A 15,741-nucleotide genomic window follows, 5' to 3' on the forward strand; every position below is an offset into this window, starting at 1 on the left:
TTACCAGAGCTCTCCGACGACGACGGCGCCGAGCCCGCCCCGATAGGGCGTGAGGCTGCCGCCGAGCACGCGCGCGAACGGGGGACGGCCACGATCTTCCTGGTCGTCCAGGGCGACGGAGGCGCTCGAGTCCGGCCTCCCGAGGAACAAGGCGCCCGCGACGAGGCCGAGGGTGCCCGCCGCGCCCTGGGCGATGAGGCCGCGGCGGGGGTCATGATCGCTCCCGATGTACGCGAGGTAGATGGGCAACGACACCACCGTGCCGATGCCGAGCCCGCCCCACATCCACGCGAGCTGGTTCCACGAGGGCGTCCACGCGACGGACAGGCCGACGGCGCCCGCGGTCGCGACGTTGAACCCGATGAGGCCCCCGAGCGAGATGCTGTCGTTCGACTCGCTCCAGTCGCCGTTGCTGGCGGCGGCCCCGAACGCGCTGCCGATGAGCGAGCCCCACACCGCGCCCGAGGCGACGAGCATGTTGGTCTGCGGCTTGGGCCGGAGGAGGTAGTAGAAACCCCAGCCCGCCGCGCCGCCGACGGTGGAGCCGATCACCTCGGCGGTCGCGAGCCCGAGGAAGCCCCACTCCTTGCCCTTCCGCGCGCTGACGTACTGGTAGGACGCGATGCCGAGCCCCTCGCCCGCGCCGATCACCATGCCCGTGGCGATCGCGGACGGCATGCCGCGCGGCATCGGCGGCGAGTCGAGGAAGTAGACGCCGACCGGCGCCGCGACGCCGAGGAGCGCGGGCGCGATGAACTGCGCGCCGGGATCGTCGATGCCGGCGAGCGCGTCGATCCAGATGCCGGTCCCCACGCCGTAGGCCACGGAGGTGGCGTAGAGGTAGCCGACCTCGAGCGGCGTCGATTTGGGCTCGCTCTTCTTCTGCGGGGCGTACCCGTAGCCGCCGTACTGGCCTCCGTACCCGCCGCCGTACTGGCCTCCGTATCCGCCGCCGTACTGACCGCCGTATCCGCCGCCGTACTGACCGCCGTACCCGCCGCCCTGCTGACCACCGTAGGGCGGCGCGCCGTACTGGGCAGCGGCCGTCGAGCTGACGCTCGACAGGAGGAGCGCGGAGAGGAGACTCACGAGAGGTCGCGTGTGCATCGCGCCGCCACTTTACACGCTCGCGAGAGGCGAGGCGCGCGGCGGCGCGAGAAAGCGCCTTCCCGCGAGCCGGCCCCGCGTCTCACTCTCTCGTGAGGGCGCGGGTCATGAGGTCCACGACGGCCTGCTGCGGCGGCTTCCCCTCGTACAGCATCCGGTACACCTCGACCGTAATCGGCGCGCTCACGCCCAGCTTGTCCGCGAGGTCGTGCGCGCTCTTTGCGGTCTTCACGCCCTCGGCGACATGGCCGAGGCCGGCGAGGATCTCGTCGAGCTTCCGTCCCCTGCCCATCTCGATCCCGACGGTGCGGTTGCGCGACAGCTCGCCCGTGCACGTGAGCACCAGGTCGCCCATCCCGGAGAGGCCCGCGAGGGTGAGCGGGTTCGCCCCCTTCGCCGCCGCCACGCGGCCGATCTCCGCGAGGCCGCGCGTGACGAGGCCGGCGCGCGCGTTGTGGCCGAAGCCGAGGCCGTCGCAGATGCCGGCGGCGATGGCGATGACGTTCTTGAGGGCGCCGCCGACCTCGACGCCCACGACGTCATCGGACGAGTAGACCCGGAACCTGTCGGTCGCGAACATGCGCTGCACCGCGTGCGTCTCCCGCTCGCTCCTGCCGGCGACCACGACCGTGGTCGGCTGGCCGGCCGCGACCTCGCGCGCGAAGCTCGGGCCCGACAGGTACGAGAGCCGCGGCTCGGCCTCGCGCCCGAGCTCGTCGATCAGCACCTCGCTCATCAGCATCAGCGAGTCGTTCTCGATGCCCTTCGTCGCGCTGCACACGAGCGCGTCCCGCGGGATGTGGCGCCCTGCCTCCCGGACGACCTCGCGCAGCGCGTGCGACGGGACGACCACGACGGCGAGCTCCGCGCCGCGGAGCGCGTCCTCGAGATCGCCCGTCGCCCGCAGGCTCGCGGGCAGCGCCACGCCCGGCAGGTACCGGTCGTTCTGGCGCTCGCGGCCGATGCGCTCGGCGAGCTCGCCGTGGTGCGCCCAGAGCGCGGTGGGGTTGCCCTTGTCCGCCAGCAACTTCGCCAGCGCCGTCCCCCACGCGCCGGCCCCGATGACTGCGACGTTCGCCATGGCAGTGACCCTATCACCACCCGCGCGCCGAGGCGGACGGCGGCGCGCCTCGCGGCGCGCGGGGACCGACGGCGACGCGCCTCGCGGCGCGCGGGGGCCGACGGCGACGCGCCTCACGGCGCGCTGGGGCCGGCGGCGCGCCGCTCGACCCGCCGGTGTTTCGACTATGCTGCGCCCATGCTCTTCCGCACCGCCGCGCTGCGCGCGCTCGGCCTCGCGCTCTGCCTCTCGCTGCTTGGAACGGTGGGCGTCGCGTGCGGCCAAGGCGCGCTCGGCGTGATGCCCGGCGTCGTGAACGATCCGGGAAACCTGTCCCTCCGCAGGGCCATCCTCGCCTTCGCGACGAGCCAGCTCTGCACCGAGATGCGGAAGCGGAGCGTGCCGCTGCGCCTCCGCGACGAGGATCCGGTGACGGGCCGGTTCTACCCGGGCGCGTGCGTCGCCCAGGAGCTCGCGAACGGGCACCTGCTCCTCCAGTTCGGGGGGAGCGGCGTCGTCTGGACGAACCTGACCAAGCGCATGAGCTTCGATGCGAGCGCGGCCGTCGAGTACGACCACGACTTCCTGATGGATGGCGACACGATGTACGTGTACTTCCGCCAGCGCTCGACGACGGCGGCGAGCTTCACGACCAAGCTCATCGAGCAGCCCGCCGCGATCTCGCTCGGCGGCGTGTCGCTCGCCCAGGGCAGCGCGTACGCGAACGCGCTCGGCGCCCAGCTCCTGAAGACCGAGATCGCCCGGGGGTTCACCGTCATCCGCGACGACGACGGCGCCGTGCAGTTCGGGCTCGGCATCATCGAGAAGGGAAAGCGGCCCGACGCTCCGTACGAGCGCCGCGACAACGGCAAGCTGCTCCTGGCAAACGAGCGCACCGAGGTGCACCAGGAGCAGCGCGATACCATCGGCCCGCTGGAGATCGCGGGCAGCGGCGAGGCCCTGACGCTCACGGTCGCCGTCGAGGGCGCGCCCGGCGTGGACGTCCTCCTCGTGCCTCGAGGCACCGGGGAGCCGTGGCTCCAGGCGTACCTGACGCAGCCCGCGCCGACGCCCCTGCCAGCGGCGGCCCTGCTCGACGAGCCTGTGTACTCCGGCGCCCCCTGGCGGCGAACGGTGCCGCTGCCCAAGGGGCAGTACTACCTGGTCATCGACAACACGAGCGCCGCGGGGCGGACGCAGCCAACGACGTACGCCCGCGACGACCGCGCGGCCCTCGTGAGCTACGCCGTCGAGGTCGGAGACGCGCCCTGACAGGGGGCGAACGAGGGGCGAACGAAGGCGACGAGAGCGAACGAGGACACGCGGGCGACGACGCCGACGGACCGCGCGTCGCCCGCCACGCCTGCGCACTTGCCGCGGCGAGGGGCGGCGTATACATAAGCTCTCTCTTGCCGCCGCGCCCCGATGATCAACCCCAGAGCGTCCCGTCGGTCGCGGCCAACCGGCCCGCAAGCTCGGAGTTCAGACCCTCGATGAGGGGCAGCGCGAGCTCGGAGCCCCGCGCCAGCGCGGCCAAGGCGACAGGCGGCGCAGACCCGCGCTCGACTGGCAGCTCTCCTCCGCCAGGGGGCAGGGACGGCCGGGCGCCGCTGCGCTTCCTGTTCCACCTCGTGTGGATCTGCATCGTCCCCTTCGCGCTGGCGGTCCTGAACGTCTGGCTGCTCACCCCGCCGGCCCAGGGAGGGAGCTCCCAGCCGCTGCGGGTCTTCGTCGGCGAGCAGCAGATCCCGGCGGGCATCGTGCTCTTCACGATCTTCGCGATGATCCTCTGGCGGTTCCGCCACGAGCTGCCGTTCGCGTCGGCGATCGGCGTGGGCGGCCGCCGGGACATCCCGCCGAAGGCGCGCGCTCGCTTCGAGGACGCCGCGGCGCTCCTCGAGGAGGCCCACCGGATCCTGCGCGGCCGCAAGCGTGACGTCGAGCGCGAGCTGACGAGCGGCGAGCGCGAGCAGGTGGCGCAGGCGATCGCGGCCCTCGAGCGCGCGATGAGCGCCGAGACGTTCGACGCCGACGAGTTCGACGCCGCCCACAGCCGCGCCGATCGCGCGGTCGGCGAGCACCTCGGCCGCTGGCGCAAGGGCGAGATGCGCGAGTACGCGGAGTCGATCGGCATCGCCGTCGCCGTCGCGCTCCTCCTTCGCGCCTTCGTCGTCGAGGCGTTCAAGATCCCGAGCGGCTCGATGATCCCGACCCTCATGGTCGGCGACCACATCTTCGTCAACAAGTTCACCTACGGCCCGCTCATCCCCTGGACCGACCAGCGCCTCTTCCCTCGCCTGCCGCCGTCGCGCGGCGACGTGATGGTGTTCAAGTTCCCCGAGAACAAGGAGCAGGACTTCATCAAGCGGACGATCGCCATCCCCGGCGACACGCTGGAGGCGATCAACGGCCGCCCCGTCCTCAACGGCTGGCTCGTCCCCCACTGTCACGTCGGCCCCTACCACTACGAGGGCCGGCAAGCGGAGCTGTTCGTCGAGTACCTCGGAGACAAGTCGTACTTCACGCTCTACGAAAAGAACCCCGACGGCATGATGTGCGTGGAGAGCAACGACTGCACGCCGGGCTCCACGTGCCGGGGCGGCATCTGCGGCGATCTCCAGGGCCCCTTCAAGGTGGCCGCCGAAGAGGCGTGGGTGATGGGCGACAACCGCAACAACAGCCACGACTCGCGCAGCTGGCGCGGCGGGCTCGGCGCGGGCGTGCCCTTCGATCACATCAAGGGGCGCGCGATGTTCGTGTGGATGAGCTTCGGCCCCGGCGGCGGCATCGCGCAGGATCGCCTCTTCGTGAACGTCATGGGGCGCCCGAAGCTCCCCGGCGCCCACGAGGCGACCCTGCACGACGGCCTCGAGAAATGCCTCCGCGAGCGGCCCCCCGCCTCCGAGACGACCCCGCCGCCCCCGTCCGCGCGCCCTCCGTCGAAGCGCCGCTGAAGCCGCTCCGGCAGCGCGTTCGAACGCAGTCTCCCCGACAGCGCGCAGGCGGTCTTTGTGCGCTCGCGGTCGACGCGGCGAGTCATCCGGTCCAGGGCGACGGAGCCGACGGTGCGCCCGGGGCGCCGCGGGATCGAGCCGAAGAGGCCGAGGGGAGACGCCGGAGACGGGAGCAGCCCGAGCGCAATTTTCTGATGGGCGCTCGGTCGTCCACGCGCCACGCTTCCCGTGCCCGAGGCGCCCGTGCGCCAGCTGCGTGCGCCTCGAACCCCGAACAGGAGCCAGGTGCATGAGCGACGCGATGTGGGCGCTGACGTACAACCGCGAGAAGCAGCCGTGGGAGTCCACCGTCGGGCTGTCCAAGGATCAGGTCGAGCGCCCGGCGATCGACGAGGCCAGGGATTACCACGACCGCGCGAGCGTCCTCGTCAAGCCGATCATGACGGGCTTCTGCGGCTCGGATCGCGGCATCTGGTTCCGCAGCGCCTTCAAGGACATGATCCTCTCGTCGCTCGATCGCGATCGGAAGGCGACGCGCACGATCGGCCACGAGCTGCTCGGCCGCGTGGTCGACCTCGGGACCGACGCGCGCCGGTCCTTCGGGCTTCAGATCGGCGACATCGTGTCGACCGAGAGCCACATCGCCTGCGGCGCTTGCTACCAGTGCCGCGTCGGCGACACCCACGTGTGCGCGGACGACAAGATCATCGGGATCAGCGAGGATGGCTGCTTCGCCGAGCTCGTCAAGCTGCCCGCGAAGAACCTCTGGCGCACCGACATCGCGAGGATCCGGCCCGAGGTCGCCGCGGTGCAGGAGCCGTTCGGCAACGCCGTGCACGCGTGCACCAAGGTGAACCTCCGCGGCAAGCGCGTGGCCATCTTCGGCTGCGGCACCATCGGCCTGTTCGCGATCGCGATCGCCCGCGCGATGGGGGCGATCTACGTCATCGGCGTGGAGCCGGCGGAGCGGAACGCCGAGATGGCCCGCCGCCTGGGCGCCGACGCGGTCCTGCGCCCGCACCGCGCGAGCCCCGAGCGGCCCCACGCGAGCGATCCCGAGCTGACGGAGCGGGTCCGGAAGCTCACCGACGGCGTCGGCGTCGACGTCGTGCTCGAGATGAGCGGCGTGAACAGCAGCGTCAACAACGCGATCCACGCGGCGAGGCGCGGGGGCGACGTGATCCTCTTCGGCCTGAAGAGCGGCGACGCGGTGATCGAGAACTTCGACCGCCTCATCGTGGACGGCATCAGCCTCCACAGCGTGATCGGCCGGCGCATCTTCGAGACGTGGCACATCACGCGCCACCTGCTCGAGTCGCGCGATCCGAACATCCACGACCTCATCTGGGAGGTCATCCTGAACCGGGGCGAGGGGACGGTGTTCGACTTCGAGGACTACGACGCCGCGGCCTTCCAGGAGGCGATCTCGAGCCACCCGAAGGTGATCCTCCGCTACTGAGCCGCTCAGGCGACGACGCCGAGGCGCCGGCCGACCCGCAGGAAAGCGTCGATCGCCTGATCGACGTGCTCGGGCTCGTGCGCGGCGGAGAGCTGCACCCGGATGCGGGCCTCGCCCTTCGGCACGACGGGGTACGAGAAGCCGATGACATAGATGCCCTCGGCGAGCAGCGCCCTCGCCATCTCGTTCGCGAGCTGCGCGTCGCCCAGCATGATGGGCACGATCGGGTGGATGCCGGGCTTGATGGTGAAGCCGGCCTGCGTCATCCCCTGCCGGAACCGGCGCGCGTTCTCCATCACCCGCAGGCGCAGCGAGGGCTCCGCGTCGATGAGGTCGAACACGGCGATCGAGGCGCCGGCGATCGCCGGGGCGAGCGTGTTGGAGAACAGGTACGGGCGCGATCGCTGCCGGAGCAGGTCGACGATCGGCTGCCGGCCGGTCGTGAAGCCGCCGCTCGCCCCGCCCAGCGCCTTGCCCAGCGTGGAGGTGATCACGTCGACGCGGTGCATGACGCCGCAGAGCTCCGCGGTCCCGCGCCCCGTCGGCCCGATGAACCCGGTCGCGTGCGAGTCGTCGACCATCACCATCGCGCGGTACTTGTCGGCGAGATCGCAGATGGTATCGAGCTTCGCCAGGTACCCATCCATCGAGAACACGCCGTCGGTGGCGATGAGCCGGAGCCGCTTGCCGGCCGTCGCGCGGAGGATGTCCTCGAGGGCGGCCATGTCCCCGTTCGGGTAGCGGTGCCGCTCGGCCTTGCAGAGGCGGATACCGTCGATGATCGACGCGTGGTTCAGCGCGTCCGAGATGACGGCGTCCTCCTCGCCGAGGAGCGTCTCGAAGAGGCCGCCGTTCGCGTCGAAGCACGACGAGTAGAGAATGGCGTCCTCGGCGCCGAAGAAGCGGGCGATCCTGGACTCGAGCCGCCGGTGGAGGTCCTGCGTGCCGCAGATGAAGCGCACGCTGGAGAGGCCGAAGCCGTGCGTGTCGATCGCCTCCTTCGCCGCCGCGATGACCGCCGGGTGCGACGACAGGCCAAGGTAGTTGTTCGCGCAGAAGTTGAGGACCCCGGCGCCGCCCTCGGTCCGGATCACCGGCCCTTGCGGCGTCGCGAGGATCCGCTCTTCCTTGTAGAGACCCGCCGCACGGATGTCCTCCAACGCCCGTACGTACAGTGACCGAGCGACATCGAACATGACGTCGTTATAAAACGCGGCTGTCAGCCGGTCGACGGGGGAACGCCGTCCGGACACCCAGGGCGGCGCTGCTCATGGGCCTGAGCGCCAGCAGGCTACCCCGGACCCGAGAGGCAGGGTGCGCGCGGCTTTGTCGCGCGCGGCGCGGCCGCGGCCTACTCGATCCGGGAGGCACGTGGCAGAACGGGCAGCGTCCAGCGCCGCGCGATCGCCGTGCGGCTCGCGTCGCGTGCGCCAGCGCGCGCCGCGCGAGCCGAGCGCACGAACGGCGCCCTCGGGAGGAGCAGGCATGACGGAAGCCAGGGGGGACTTCCGGCGAAGCGCCGGTGTGCTGTGCGCTGCCGCGTCGCTCGCGGCCGCCGCGAGCAACCCGGGCTGCAGCCGCGCGGAGGATCCGCCCGGACGGAGCAGCGCGGGCTCCACCGGCGGAGCGCCAGGCACGACCGCGGCGAGCGGAACGGGAGGCGGGGGCGGCGCGGGGGGGGATGCTCCGTATGCGGCATTGCCGCTCGTCCCCGCGATCGCGTTCGATGCGACGCCGGATGTCGCCGGGGCTTACGTGTACTTCACCGCTCTTGGCGCGGACGGCAGGGCCGGGGTCTTCAGGATCGGCGCGCAAGGCGGCGGGGGCGCTACCGAGATCGCGGCCGGTCCGCCGCTCGTGGCGCCGCTCGGGATCGCGACGAGCGCGGACGGCGGTCGCGTCTTCGTGGCCGACCCAGGCGCGGGCGACCCGGCGCTCGACGACGCGGGCGCCCTCTTCGCGATCGACCTGCCCGGCGGCGCCGTGGCCCCGATCGACGGCGGCGAGGGGCTGCGCGCGCGCGGCCTCGAGGTCGCCCGCGGCGCGGACAACGAGGAGCGGATCATCTTCTCGGGGCGCGATCGCGACGACGGCCAGCCCGGCGTGTTCTCGCTGCCGGCGCGCGGCGGCGAGGTGTCGGCGCTCGCCAAGGGGAGCCCGCTCGTCGACCCGAGCGGGATCGCGGTCACCGGGCGGGGCGACGTCTTCGTGTGCGACGCCCTCGCGAGCCCCGACAAGACGGCGACCATCTTCAGGATCGAGGACGGCTTCGTGAGCCCGTTCGCGACCGGGCTCCACGTCGGTACTCCGTGCGGCATCGCGCTGACGCGCGACGACGCGGCGCTGCTCGTGCTCACGCGCGACCCGACCCGAGGCGCCGACGAGGTCGTGTGGATCGAGGTGGCGTCCGGAGCGCGCTCGGCGACGGCCGCTGGCGCGCCTGGCCACGACGAGCCCGGGGGGCTGCACCGGGCGAGGGGCGCCGACGTCTTCGCGTTCGTCGATCACAGGGCCCAGGAGCGAGGCTCGGTGTTCCTGCTCAGGCAATGAGCCGCAGAGGAGCGATGGAAGGACCCGCACGCATGATCCACCGACCGTCGCGCGCCGTCGCCGTCTTCACGGCGTCCGTCGCGCTCAGCGCGCCCAGCCTCGCCGCGGCGTCGAGCCACCGCGAGGCGCCGGCCATCGCGAGGGATCCGGCCGCCGACAACACCGACCTGTACGCGTGGGTGGAAGGCGGCAACCTCGTGATCCTCGCGAGCTACATTCCGCTCGAGGAGCCCGCCAGCGGGCCGAACTTCCACGGCTTCTCGGACGACGTGCTCTACGAGGTGCACATCGCGCGCGGGCCGTCGAGCCTCGAGGACGCGCTGACCTATCAGTTCCGGTTCTCGACCAGGCCGTACGTGGCGGCGGATCCGGCGGGGCTCACGCCGGCGCCGAGCGGCGGCAACGAGTTCTTCTCGCAGCTCGCCGGCGGGGAGCAGACGTACACCGTGACGAGGATCGAGGGCGGCGCGTCGACCGTGCTCCTGAGGGACGCCCCTGTCGCGCCGCCGAACATCGGGAGGAGGACGAACCAGCTCGCCTACCGGATCACCGGCGGCGGCTACCCGGCCTTCGCGACGTCCTCGAAGTTCCTCAAGCAGATGGCGGGCGGCGCGGGGCGCGCCTGGGCCGGGCCGCGCGACGACGGGTTCTACGCGGATCTCGGCCGCGCGTCCGATCTGGCGGGGCTGTGCCCGCTCCTCGCGGCGCCGAACCCGTCGTGCACCCCGCGCGACAACCTCGCCGGCTTCAACGTCCACACGCTCGCCCTCGAGCTCCCGCTCGCCGCGGTCAACGGCGGCGCAGAGCCGACGCCGGGGCCGAGCGACCGGCAGACGCTCGGCGTCTGGGCCTCCGCGAGCCGCCGCAAGGTGCGGATCCTGCGCGCGAACGGCAAGGAAGATGGCCTCGGTCCCTGGGTCCAGGTGTCGCGCGTCGGCCTGCCGCTGATCAACACCTGGATCATCGGCCTGCAGGACAAGGACAAGTACAACCGCGCGCACCCGCGCGACGATCTCGCCAACTTCGGAGCCTACTTCCTGAACCCGATCCTGGTGCGGGACGCCGAGTTCGCCGGGCTCTACCAGGCAGGCCAGCCGCTCGCGGCGTTCGATCCCGAGGCGCTGAAGCAGAGCCGGACCGACCTCATCGACGCCTTCAACCTGAAGCCCGCGAACCTCGGAGGGCACAGCCTGGAGACCGTCGGCGACGTGCTCCGGATCGATCTGGGCATGCCGTCGGGCTTCCCGAACGGCCGCGCGCTGGTCCCCGGCGCGGATCACGAGCAGACCGACGTCACCGACGCGCTGCTCACGCTCGTCCTGACCGGCGCGCTCGGCGCGACGGCGGGCGACGGCGTGGGCGCGAACGACGCGCGGTTCCTCCCGGCCTTCCCTTACCTCGCGACGGCCTGGGAGGGCGCGACCCAGGGCCACTTCCGGCCCTGAGCCGCCCGGCGTGGCGCAGCGCGCGCAGCTCGCCCGTCACGGCGCGGCGCACCGCATCCCGCACACGCCGCCCGCGGCGCCCCCGCGCGCTCGTCGAACACACGCGGCGCGGCACTCGCCGTCGCGCGCGCAGGCCTCGCCCTCGGCCTTCGGCGCCGCGCAGCGCCCGTCCACGCAGCGCGCGCCGGCCGCGCAGAGCCCGCCGAGGCAGGCGGCGCCGGCGGGGGGCAGCGCCGCCTCGCTGCAGCGCGCGTCGACGCAGCGGCGGCCCCTCCCGCAGGCCGCGTGGGCCTCGCACCGGCCGCCGAGCGGGACGTCGTCCGCGCACGCGCGCCCGGCGCAGTGGCCGCGGCACTCGGGGTGCGCCTCGGCGTAGCGCGTCTGCCGGGTGACCGCGGCCAGCGCGTCGACCGAGAGGCCGCAGGGCCCCGCGGCGCGCGGGGCGCGGCAGGTGCCCGCGTCGGTGGGGCCGGCGCCGTCGCAGCGCAGCCCGCCCGCGCATTCGAGCGACGACCGGCACCGGGCCCCCTCGTCGAGCGCGCCCCGCACGATCCCCTCGCACGCGGGCGGGACCGGGGCGGCGAGCGGAGAGACCCAGTCGCATCCATCGAGCGACCGCTCCATCGCCTCGACGCAGCGGCCCACCTCGTCGGTCGATAGCGTCACCGCCCGCGCGCGCACCGCGACGCTCAGCGCGCGCGCGCACTCGGCGGCGGCCTGGAAGCCCGCGGCGCCGCCGCAGCACGCCGCCTTGCGCCGCGCGGGCAACGCATGAAGCGCGTCGCACAGCCGGGCCGCGAGCGGCTCCGGCGCGCCCTCGGCCTTCCCGTAGACGGGCGTGATCTCGTCGCCCGGCAGGTTCTCCGCGGGCCCTGCCGGCGAGGGCGTCGCGGCCGCGCCCGCCTCCGGCGAGGGCGCCGCGGTCGCGCCCGCCTCCGGCGAGGTGCGGCGAGCACACGCGGCGCAGAGGTGCACGATGAGCGCCGCGGCGCAGAGCCGCTGCAGGCGGCGGCCATCCGTCTGGACAGGCAATGCGATCTCCTTCGCGCTGCGCGCTGCTGGTCGATCGAGCGATGCGCTGGAGCGGCGAGCTTGCCGGCGCAGGCCGGCGAGGCAAGCTCTTTCGCGATCGGCTCGCGCCTGTGACGCCCCAGGTGAGCCGCGGCGCGCCCAGGGCGGAGCTCCAGCGCGAGGGGAGGTCAGCGCTCCGATGCTGCGACGAACGGGTTGCCTCTTCGCCTGCGCTGCCCTGAGCGGAAGCCTCGGTTGCACCGAGCGCCCGCGCGCAGAGGCCGTCCCGGCCGCGACGGTATCGACCGGGCGCGCCGCCGAGGCGCCGGCGCCCTCGAGCCTCGACGCGGCGCGCGCGCTCGCGCTCGCGGCCCCAGTGGGCGCGAGCGCCGTCGATCGCAAGATCCAGGCGCTGTCCCGACGCCTCGCGACGGCGCCCGGCGGCGCGGCTCTCTGGAGCGCGCTCGGCCACGCGTGGCTCCGAAAGGCGCGCGCATCGGGCGATCCGTCGCTCTACGGCCGGGCTCACACGTGCGCGGAGGTCGGGCTCGCGCTGGCCGCAGGGGATCGCGCGTCGCTCAACCTGCTCGGCCTCGTGCTGATCCACGAGCGCAGGTTCATTGAGGCGCGCGACGCGGCGGAGCGGGTCCTCTCGCGGGACGAGGGCGACGCGCTCGCGCTCGGGACGCTCAGCGACGCCGCCCTCGCGCTCGGCGCCTTCCAGGTCGCGGCGCACGCGGCGCAGCGGATGGTCGACCTGCGGCCCGGCCTGCCGTCCTACGCGCGGGCCGCACACCTGCGGTGGCTCCAGGGCGACGCGGCGACGGCGAAGCGGATCATCCGCCTCGCGATCGACGCCGGCGACCCGGGCGAACCCGAGGCGCTCGCGTGGACCCTGACCCAGGCGGCCATGATGTTCTGGCACGAGGGCGACCACGAGGGCGCAGACCTGGGCTTCGAGCGGGCGCTCGCCGCGCAGGCCGGGTATCCGCCGGCGCTCACCGGCAGGGCGCGCGTCGCGCTGGCCCGCGGCGCGTGGGGCCGCGCCGTCGAGCTCCTCGAGCGGGCCCACCAGCAGGGCCCGGACGCGGAGACCGCGTGGCTGCTCGGCGACGCCAGGATGGCTGCAGGCGACCACGCCGGCGCGGCGCGGGCTTACGCCGGCGCGGTCGACGCGGGGCAGCGGTCGGACCGCCAGGCCCTCGCGCTGTACTACGCGACCAAGGGCCTGGAGCGCGACGAGGCGCTCCGCCTCGCCGCCGCGGAGCGCGCCGTCCGCGCGGACATCTACACGGAGGACACCCACGCCTGGGCGCTGTACCGCGCGGGCAAGCTGGCCGAAGCGCGCGCGGCAAGCGACAGGGCGCTGGCGCTCGGCACGAGGGACGCGCGCTTGCTCTACCACGCCGGGGCGATCCGGATCGCCCTGGGGGACGTGGCGGGAGGCGAGCGGCTCGTGCGGGAGGCGCTCGATCTGAACCCCAGGTTCGACATGACAGGGGCCGCCGAGGCCGAGCAGCTCCTCGCGCGTCGCAGGGCCCCCCGCGGCCCGCCGCGCTGACGGCCTGTGCGAGGAGCTGCGCGCGAGGCGCGCTGGGGGTGAGCACGCGAGGCGTGCCTTGGTGGTGGGAGATCGAGAGTCCGGCCGGGCGTGGACTCGACCTCAGGTGTCGTATTTCACGGTCGACGGGACCACCATCGGCGGAGGAGCGATGGCGGGCTGCGACGGCGCCGGGGCAGGCTCATCGGTGGGGTCCGAGCCTGGCTGGCTCTTGGGTGGCTGGCCGTGGAGCTCCCGCAGCCGGGCGGGCGCGGGCTCGATCGCTGTCGGGGCCTCATCTCCTCCCGTCTCGCCCGCCGCGACGGGGGGCACGCTCACCGCGGGCGGCGGCGGGACGAACATCCTCGGCACCTGGATCGAGCGGGCGATCGACGCGACCTCCGGGAAGCTCGTGGCCATCCGCTCGACAAACGCCGCACGGGCCGCATCATCGGGGGCGCTCGCCGAGGCCTTCGCGACCCGCAGCGCCGACCAGAGCTCGTAATACCAGGCGGAGAGGGAGGCATGCGCTTCCAGCAGGTCACGAATGGTATCCTCGGAAACGATGATGTTCTTGCCCATGGGCGAGAGGATACATGACCGAGCGACGCCTCCCACCTCGTTCGAGCGGCCCAACACCGGCGGAGCGGGTGCCGGACCCGACCTCGACGCGCGCGCCGACCGGCGCTCTCCTCGGCCCCGGGACACCGCGCGACGACGCCACGTCGCTCAGGATCGTCTCCTATAACGTCCGCTACTTCGGGCACGGGACGCGGGGCATCGCCTCGACCAGCGCCGCCATCACCCGGATCGCGACGACGCTCGCGCGGATGTCCCCGCTGCCCGATCTCGTGTGCCTCCAGGAGGTCGAGACCCAGTCGCTGAGGTCCTCGACGATGAACCCGCGCTGGCACCCGGAGGAGACCCAGCTCGATCGCCTGATGACCGAGCTGCACGCGGCGCTGGCGCAGGCAGCGCGGCGCGAGCGCTACGTCGCCTACTACTTCCCCGCGCACACCTACAGGCTTACCTCGCGGACGAACATCTACACGACCGGGCTCGCGGTGCTCGCGCGCGACACATTCCACATCGGACACCACAACGCGGAGCGCCCGCACGACATCACCCATCGGCGGGGGGTCAAGAGCCTGAAGCAGACGCGCATCTGCGCGCACGTGTCGTTCGAGCACGAGAGCGGGCAGAGCTTCGATGTGTTCAACACCCACCTCAGCCTGCCGAGCGTGTTCTCGCGGGAGTTCTGGACAGGCGAGGCGCGGATGGGGTTCGGGCCCAATCAGATCGAGGAAGCGAGGGTGCTCGCCGATTTCGTCCGCCGCGAGCGCCGGAGCGACAACTTCGTGGTGGTCGGCGACTTCAACTCGCTGCCAGGCTCGCCGGTCGATCGCTTCCTGCGCGAGGAGATCGGCTTCGTGGACGCGTTCGCCAAGGTCCGCTGCTTCTCCGAGACCGAGGCGCGCGCCTTCCCGACGGCCGGCTTCATGAACCTCCGCATGCACCTCGACCACGTCTACTCGTCCGAGCGCCTCCAGTGGCTGGACTTCACGGGCACGCACCCGTTCGGGCACAAGGGCGCGTTCGCAGGGCTATCCGATCATGTCCCCCTGATCGCGCGCTGCCGCCTGCCGGGCGCCGGCGGCTGACCGCCGCGCGGCGCCGCCGCGCTCTGGGCGCGGCGGAGCGCGGCGCCGCGGCCGCTCACCCCGGCAGCCAGAGCAGGTCGTCCATGATGGGCTCGAGGCACGCGGAGATCTGGGGGCCGAGATCGCCGCCGCACGCGAGCTTGCCGAAGCAGGCGCGGACCTCGTGCCGGCCGCGGCTGTTCATCGCGCCGATCGCTCGCTCGAGCTGCGGGCCGAGGCCGTCCTCCAGGCTGTGCCGGCAGGTGTCGTAGTCGAGGTCTCCGCACCCCGCGAGGCGGCCGCAGAGGACGGCCATGTACGGCGCCAGGTCGGCGCGCGCGAGCGTGGTGGCCGTCATGGCCTCGGAGCCGCAGCGGCTCACCTCCTCCGCATAGGCGGCGGTGAAGGGATCGCCCTCGAAGCGCCGCAGCGCTGCCAGCGAGCACTCCGAGGTCGCGCGGAGCATCTTCGGCGAGGCCATCGTCGTCATCTGCGTGCACTGCTCGAACTTCGGCCAGCCCTTCGCCTGCTCGGTGGCCCGCTGGTAGAGCGCCTCGAGGTACACGCACCAGGCGCGCTGGGCCTCGCGCTGCTCGCGCTGCTCGACGCCCGCCCCCCGCGCGCCCTGCCCGTCGGGCGACGCCTGCGCGGGCCGCGCGGGCGCCTTCGCGGAGGCGGCGGGCGCCGGCGCGCCGCCGCATCCCGACGCGAGGGCCGCGGAGATCAGCGAGGCCGCGCCGAGCATGGAGACGGCGGCGCGGAAGCTGCGTTCTTGGATTGTGCCTTTCACGGGAGCCCCCCCTTCGTCGAACAGGCTGCGCAGCAGCTTTGCTGGCCCATCGAGGCCACGCGCGTGCAGAACCGGCCCAGCGACGTGCACGTGCACAGCCCAGGCCACACGCGCGCCGGCCGAGGCGGCGTCGGGCGAGCGGAGGCGCTCGGGGCGCGCGGCGGCGGAGCGGCGCGCGGTCTTTG

Annotated in this window: 13 protein-coding genes; 7 read left to right on the plus strand and 6 right to left on the minus strand. The window is 73.2% G+C overall.

What is annotated here, in order from left to right; genetic code table 11:
- On the minus strand, positions 1 to 1,107 hold the full coding sequence (locus WMF22_RS39265) for a hypothetical protein (protein WP_438033062.1): 1,107 nt from the start codon (positions 1,105 to 1,107) through the stop codon (positions 1 to 3).
- An 82-nt stretch (positions 1,108 to 1,189) separates the two neighbouring features.
- A complete protein-coding gene (locus WMF22_RS39270; RefSeq protein WP_437295065.1) occupies positions 1,190 to 2,188 on the minus strand; it encodes an NAD(P)H-dependent glycerol-3-phosphate dehydrogenase in 999 nt (332 codons plus the stop codon).
- 177 nt (positions 2,189 to 2,365) lie between these two features.
- Here WMF22_RS39270 and WMF22_RS39275 point away from each other — a divergent pair, with 177 nt between their 5' ends.
- From WMF22_RS39275 to WMF22_RS39285, 3 genes are all read left to right on the plus strand, one after another.
- The gene (locus WMF22_RS39275) at positions 2,366 to 3,439 is read left to right on the plus strand and encodes a hypothetical protein (RefSeq protein ID WP_438033063.1); all 1,074 of its coding nucleotides are present in this window, start codon (positions 2,366 to 2,368) and stop codon (positions 3,437 to 3,439) included.
- A 221-nt stretch (positions 3,440 to 3,660) separates the two neighbouring features.
- Positions 3,661 to 5,121 carry a signal peptidase I gene (lepB, locus tag WMF22_RS39280; RefSeq protein ID WP_437295067.1) on the plus strand — a complete coding sequence of 487 codons (1,461 nt, stop codon included), beginning with the start codon at positions 3,661 to 3,663 and terminating at the stop codon, positions 5,119 to 5,121.
- 289 nt (positions 5,122 to 5,410) lie between these two features.
- The gene (locus WMF22_RS39285; RefSeq protein WP_437295068.1) at positions 5,411 to 6,580 is read left to right on the plus strand and encodes a zinc-binding dehydrogenase; all 1,170 of its coding nucleotides are present in this window, start codon (positions 5,411 to 5,413) and stop codon (positions 6,578 to 6,580) included.
- 5 nt (positions 6,581 to 6,585) lie between these two features.
- Here the strand turns inward: WMF22_RS39285 and kbl are convergent, their stop codons facing one another.
- Entirely contained in the window at positions 6,586 to 7,776 is a 1,191-nt protein-coding gene (gene kbl, locus WMF22_RS39290) for a glycine C-acetyltransferase (RefSeq protein ID WP_438033064.1), read from the minus strand.
- 289 nt (positions 7,777 to 8,065) lie between these two features.
- Here kbl and WMF22_RS39295 point away from each other — a divergent pair, with 289 nt between their 5' ends.
- Both WMF22_RS39295 and WMF22_RS39300 read left to right on the plus strand, forming a co-directional pair.
- Positions 8,066 to 9,130, plus strand: coding sequence for a hypothetical protein (locus WMF22_RS39295; RefSeq protein WP_438033065.1), 1,065 nt, complete (start codon positions 8,066 to 8,068; stop codon positions 9,128 to 9,130).
- A gap of 32 nt (positions 9,131 to 9,162) precedes the next feature.
- Positions 9,163 to 10,575: a DUF4331 domain-containing protein gene (locus WMF22_RS39300; RefSeq protein ID WP_437295071.1), complete on the plus strand. Its 1,413-nt coding sequence runs from the start codon at positions 9,163 to 9,165 to the stop codon at positions 10,573 to 10,575.
- 36 nt (positions 10,576 to 10,611) lie between these two features.
- On the opposite strand, the gene WMF22_RS39305 is transcribed toward WMF22_RS39300, so the two are convergent.
- Positions 10,612 to 11,607, minus strand: coding sequence for a hypothetical protein (locus WMF22_RS39305; protein ID WP_438033066.1), 996 nt, complete (start codon positions 11,605 to 11,607; stop codon positions 10,612 to 10,614).
- 178 nt (positions 11,608 to 11,785) lie between these two features.
- Here WMF22_RS39305 and WMF22_RS39310 point away from each other — a divergent pair, with 178 nt between their 5' ends.
- Entirely contained in the window at positions 11,786 to 13,147 is a 1,362-nt protein-coding gene (locus WMF22_RS39310) for a tetratricopeptide repeat protein (RefSeq protein WP_438033067.1), read from the plus strand.
- A 102-nt stretch (positions 13,148 to 13,249) separates the two neighbouring features.
- Here WMF22_RS39310 and WMF22_RS39315 read toward each other — a convergent pair whose 3' ends face one another.
- Positions 13,250 to 13,708, minus strand: a complete 459-nt coding sequence (locus WMF22_RS39315; protein ID WP_437295074.1) for a hypothetical protein — start codon at positions 13,706 to 13,708, stop codon at positions 13,250 to 13,252.
- Positions 13,709 to 13,722: 14 nt separating this feature from the next.
- Between WMF22_RS39315 and WMF22_RS39320 the strand changes: the two genes are divergently transcribed.
- Positions 13,723 to 14,787, plus strand: a complete 1,065-nt coding sequence (locus WMF22_RS39320; RefSeq protein WP_437295075.1) for an endonuclease/exonuclease/phosphatase family protein — start codon at positions 13,723 to 13,725, stop codon at positions 14,785 to 14,787.
- A 55-nt stretch (positions 14,788 to 14,842) separates the two neighbouring features.
- On the opposite strand, the gene WMF22_RS39325 is transcribed toward WMF22_RS39320, so the two are convergent.
- Positions 14,843 to 15,556, minus strand: coding sequence for a hypothetical protein (locus WMF22_RS39325; RefSeq protein WP_437295076.1), 714 nt, complete (start codon positions 15,554 to 15,556; stop codon positions 14,843 to 14,845).
- Positions 15,557 to 15,741 lie beyond the last annotated feature (185 nt).

Source organism: Sorangium sp. So ce204 (assembly GCF_051526795.1).
GTDB classification, from domain to species: domain Bacteria; phylum Myxococcota_A; class Polyangia; order Polyangiales; family Polyangiaceae; genus Sorangium; species Sorangium cellulosum_B.

Coding starts and splice junctions, on each gene's coding strand:
- WMF22_RS39265 (WP_438033062.1), bottom strand. CDS start 1,107: ATGCACACGCGACCTCTCGTGAGTCTCCTCTCCGCGCTCCTCCTGTCG.
- WMF22_RS39270 (WP_437295065.1), bottom strand. CDS start 2,188: ATGGCGAACGTCGCAGTCATCGGGGCCGGCGCGTGGGGGACGGCGCTG.
- WMF22_RS39275 (WP_438033063.1), top strand. CDS start 2,366: ATGCTCTTCCGCACCGCCGCGCTGCGCGCGCTCGGCCTCGCGCTCTGC.
- lepB (WP_437295067.1), top strand. CDS start 3,661: ATGAGGGGCAGCGCGAGCTCGGAGCCCCGCGCCAGCGCGGCCAAGGCG.
- WMF22_RS39285 (WP_437295068.1), top strand. CDS start 5,411: ATGAGCGACGCGATGTGGGCGCTGACGTACAACCGCGAGAAGCAGCCG.
- kbl (WP_438033064.1), bottom strand. CDS start 7,776: ATGTTCGATGTCGCTCGGTCACTGTACGTACGGGCGTTGGAGGACATC.
- WMF22_RS39295 (WP_438033065.1), top strand. CDS start 8,066: ATGACGGAAGCCAGGGGGGACTTCCGGCGAAGCGCCGGTGTGCTGTGC.
- WMF22_RS39300 (WP_437295071.1), top strand. CDS start 9,163: ATGATCCACCGACCGTCGCGCGCCGTCGCCGTCTTCACGGCGTCCGTC.
- WMF22_RS39310 (WP_438033067.1), top strand. CDS start 11,786: ATGCTGCGACGAACGGGTTGCCTCTTCGCCTGCGCTGCCCTGAGCGGA.
- WMF22_RS39315 (WP_437295074.1), bottom strand. CDS start 13,708: ATGGGCAAGAACATCATCGTTTCCGAGGATACCATTCGTGACCTGCTG.
- WMF22_RS39320 (WP_437295075.1), top strand. CDS start 13,723: ATGACCGAGCGACGCCTCCCACCTCGTTCGAGCGGCCCAACACCGGCG.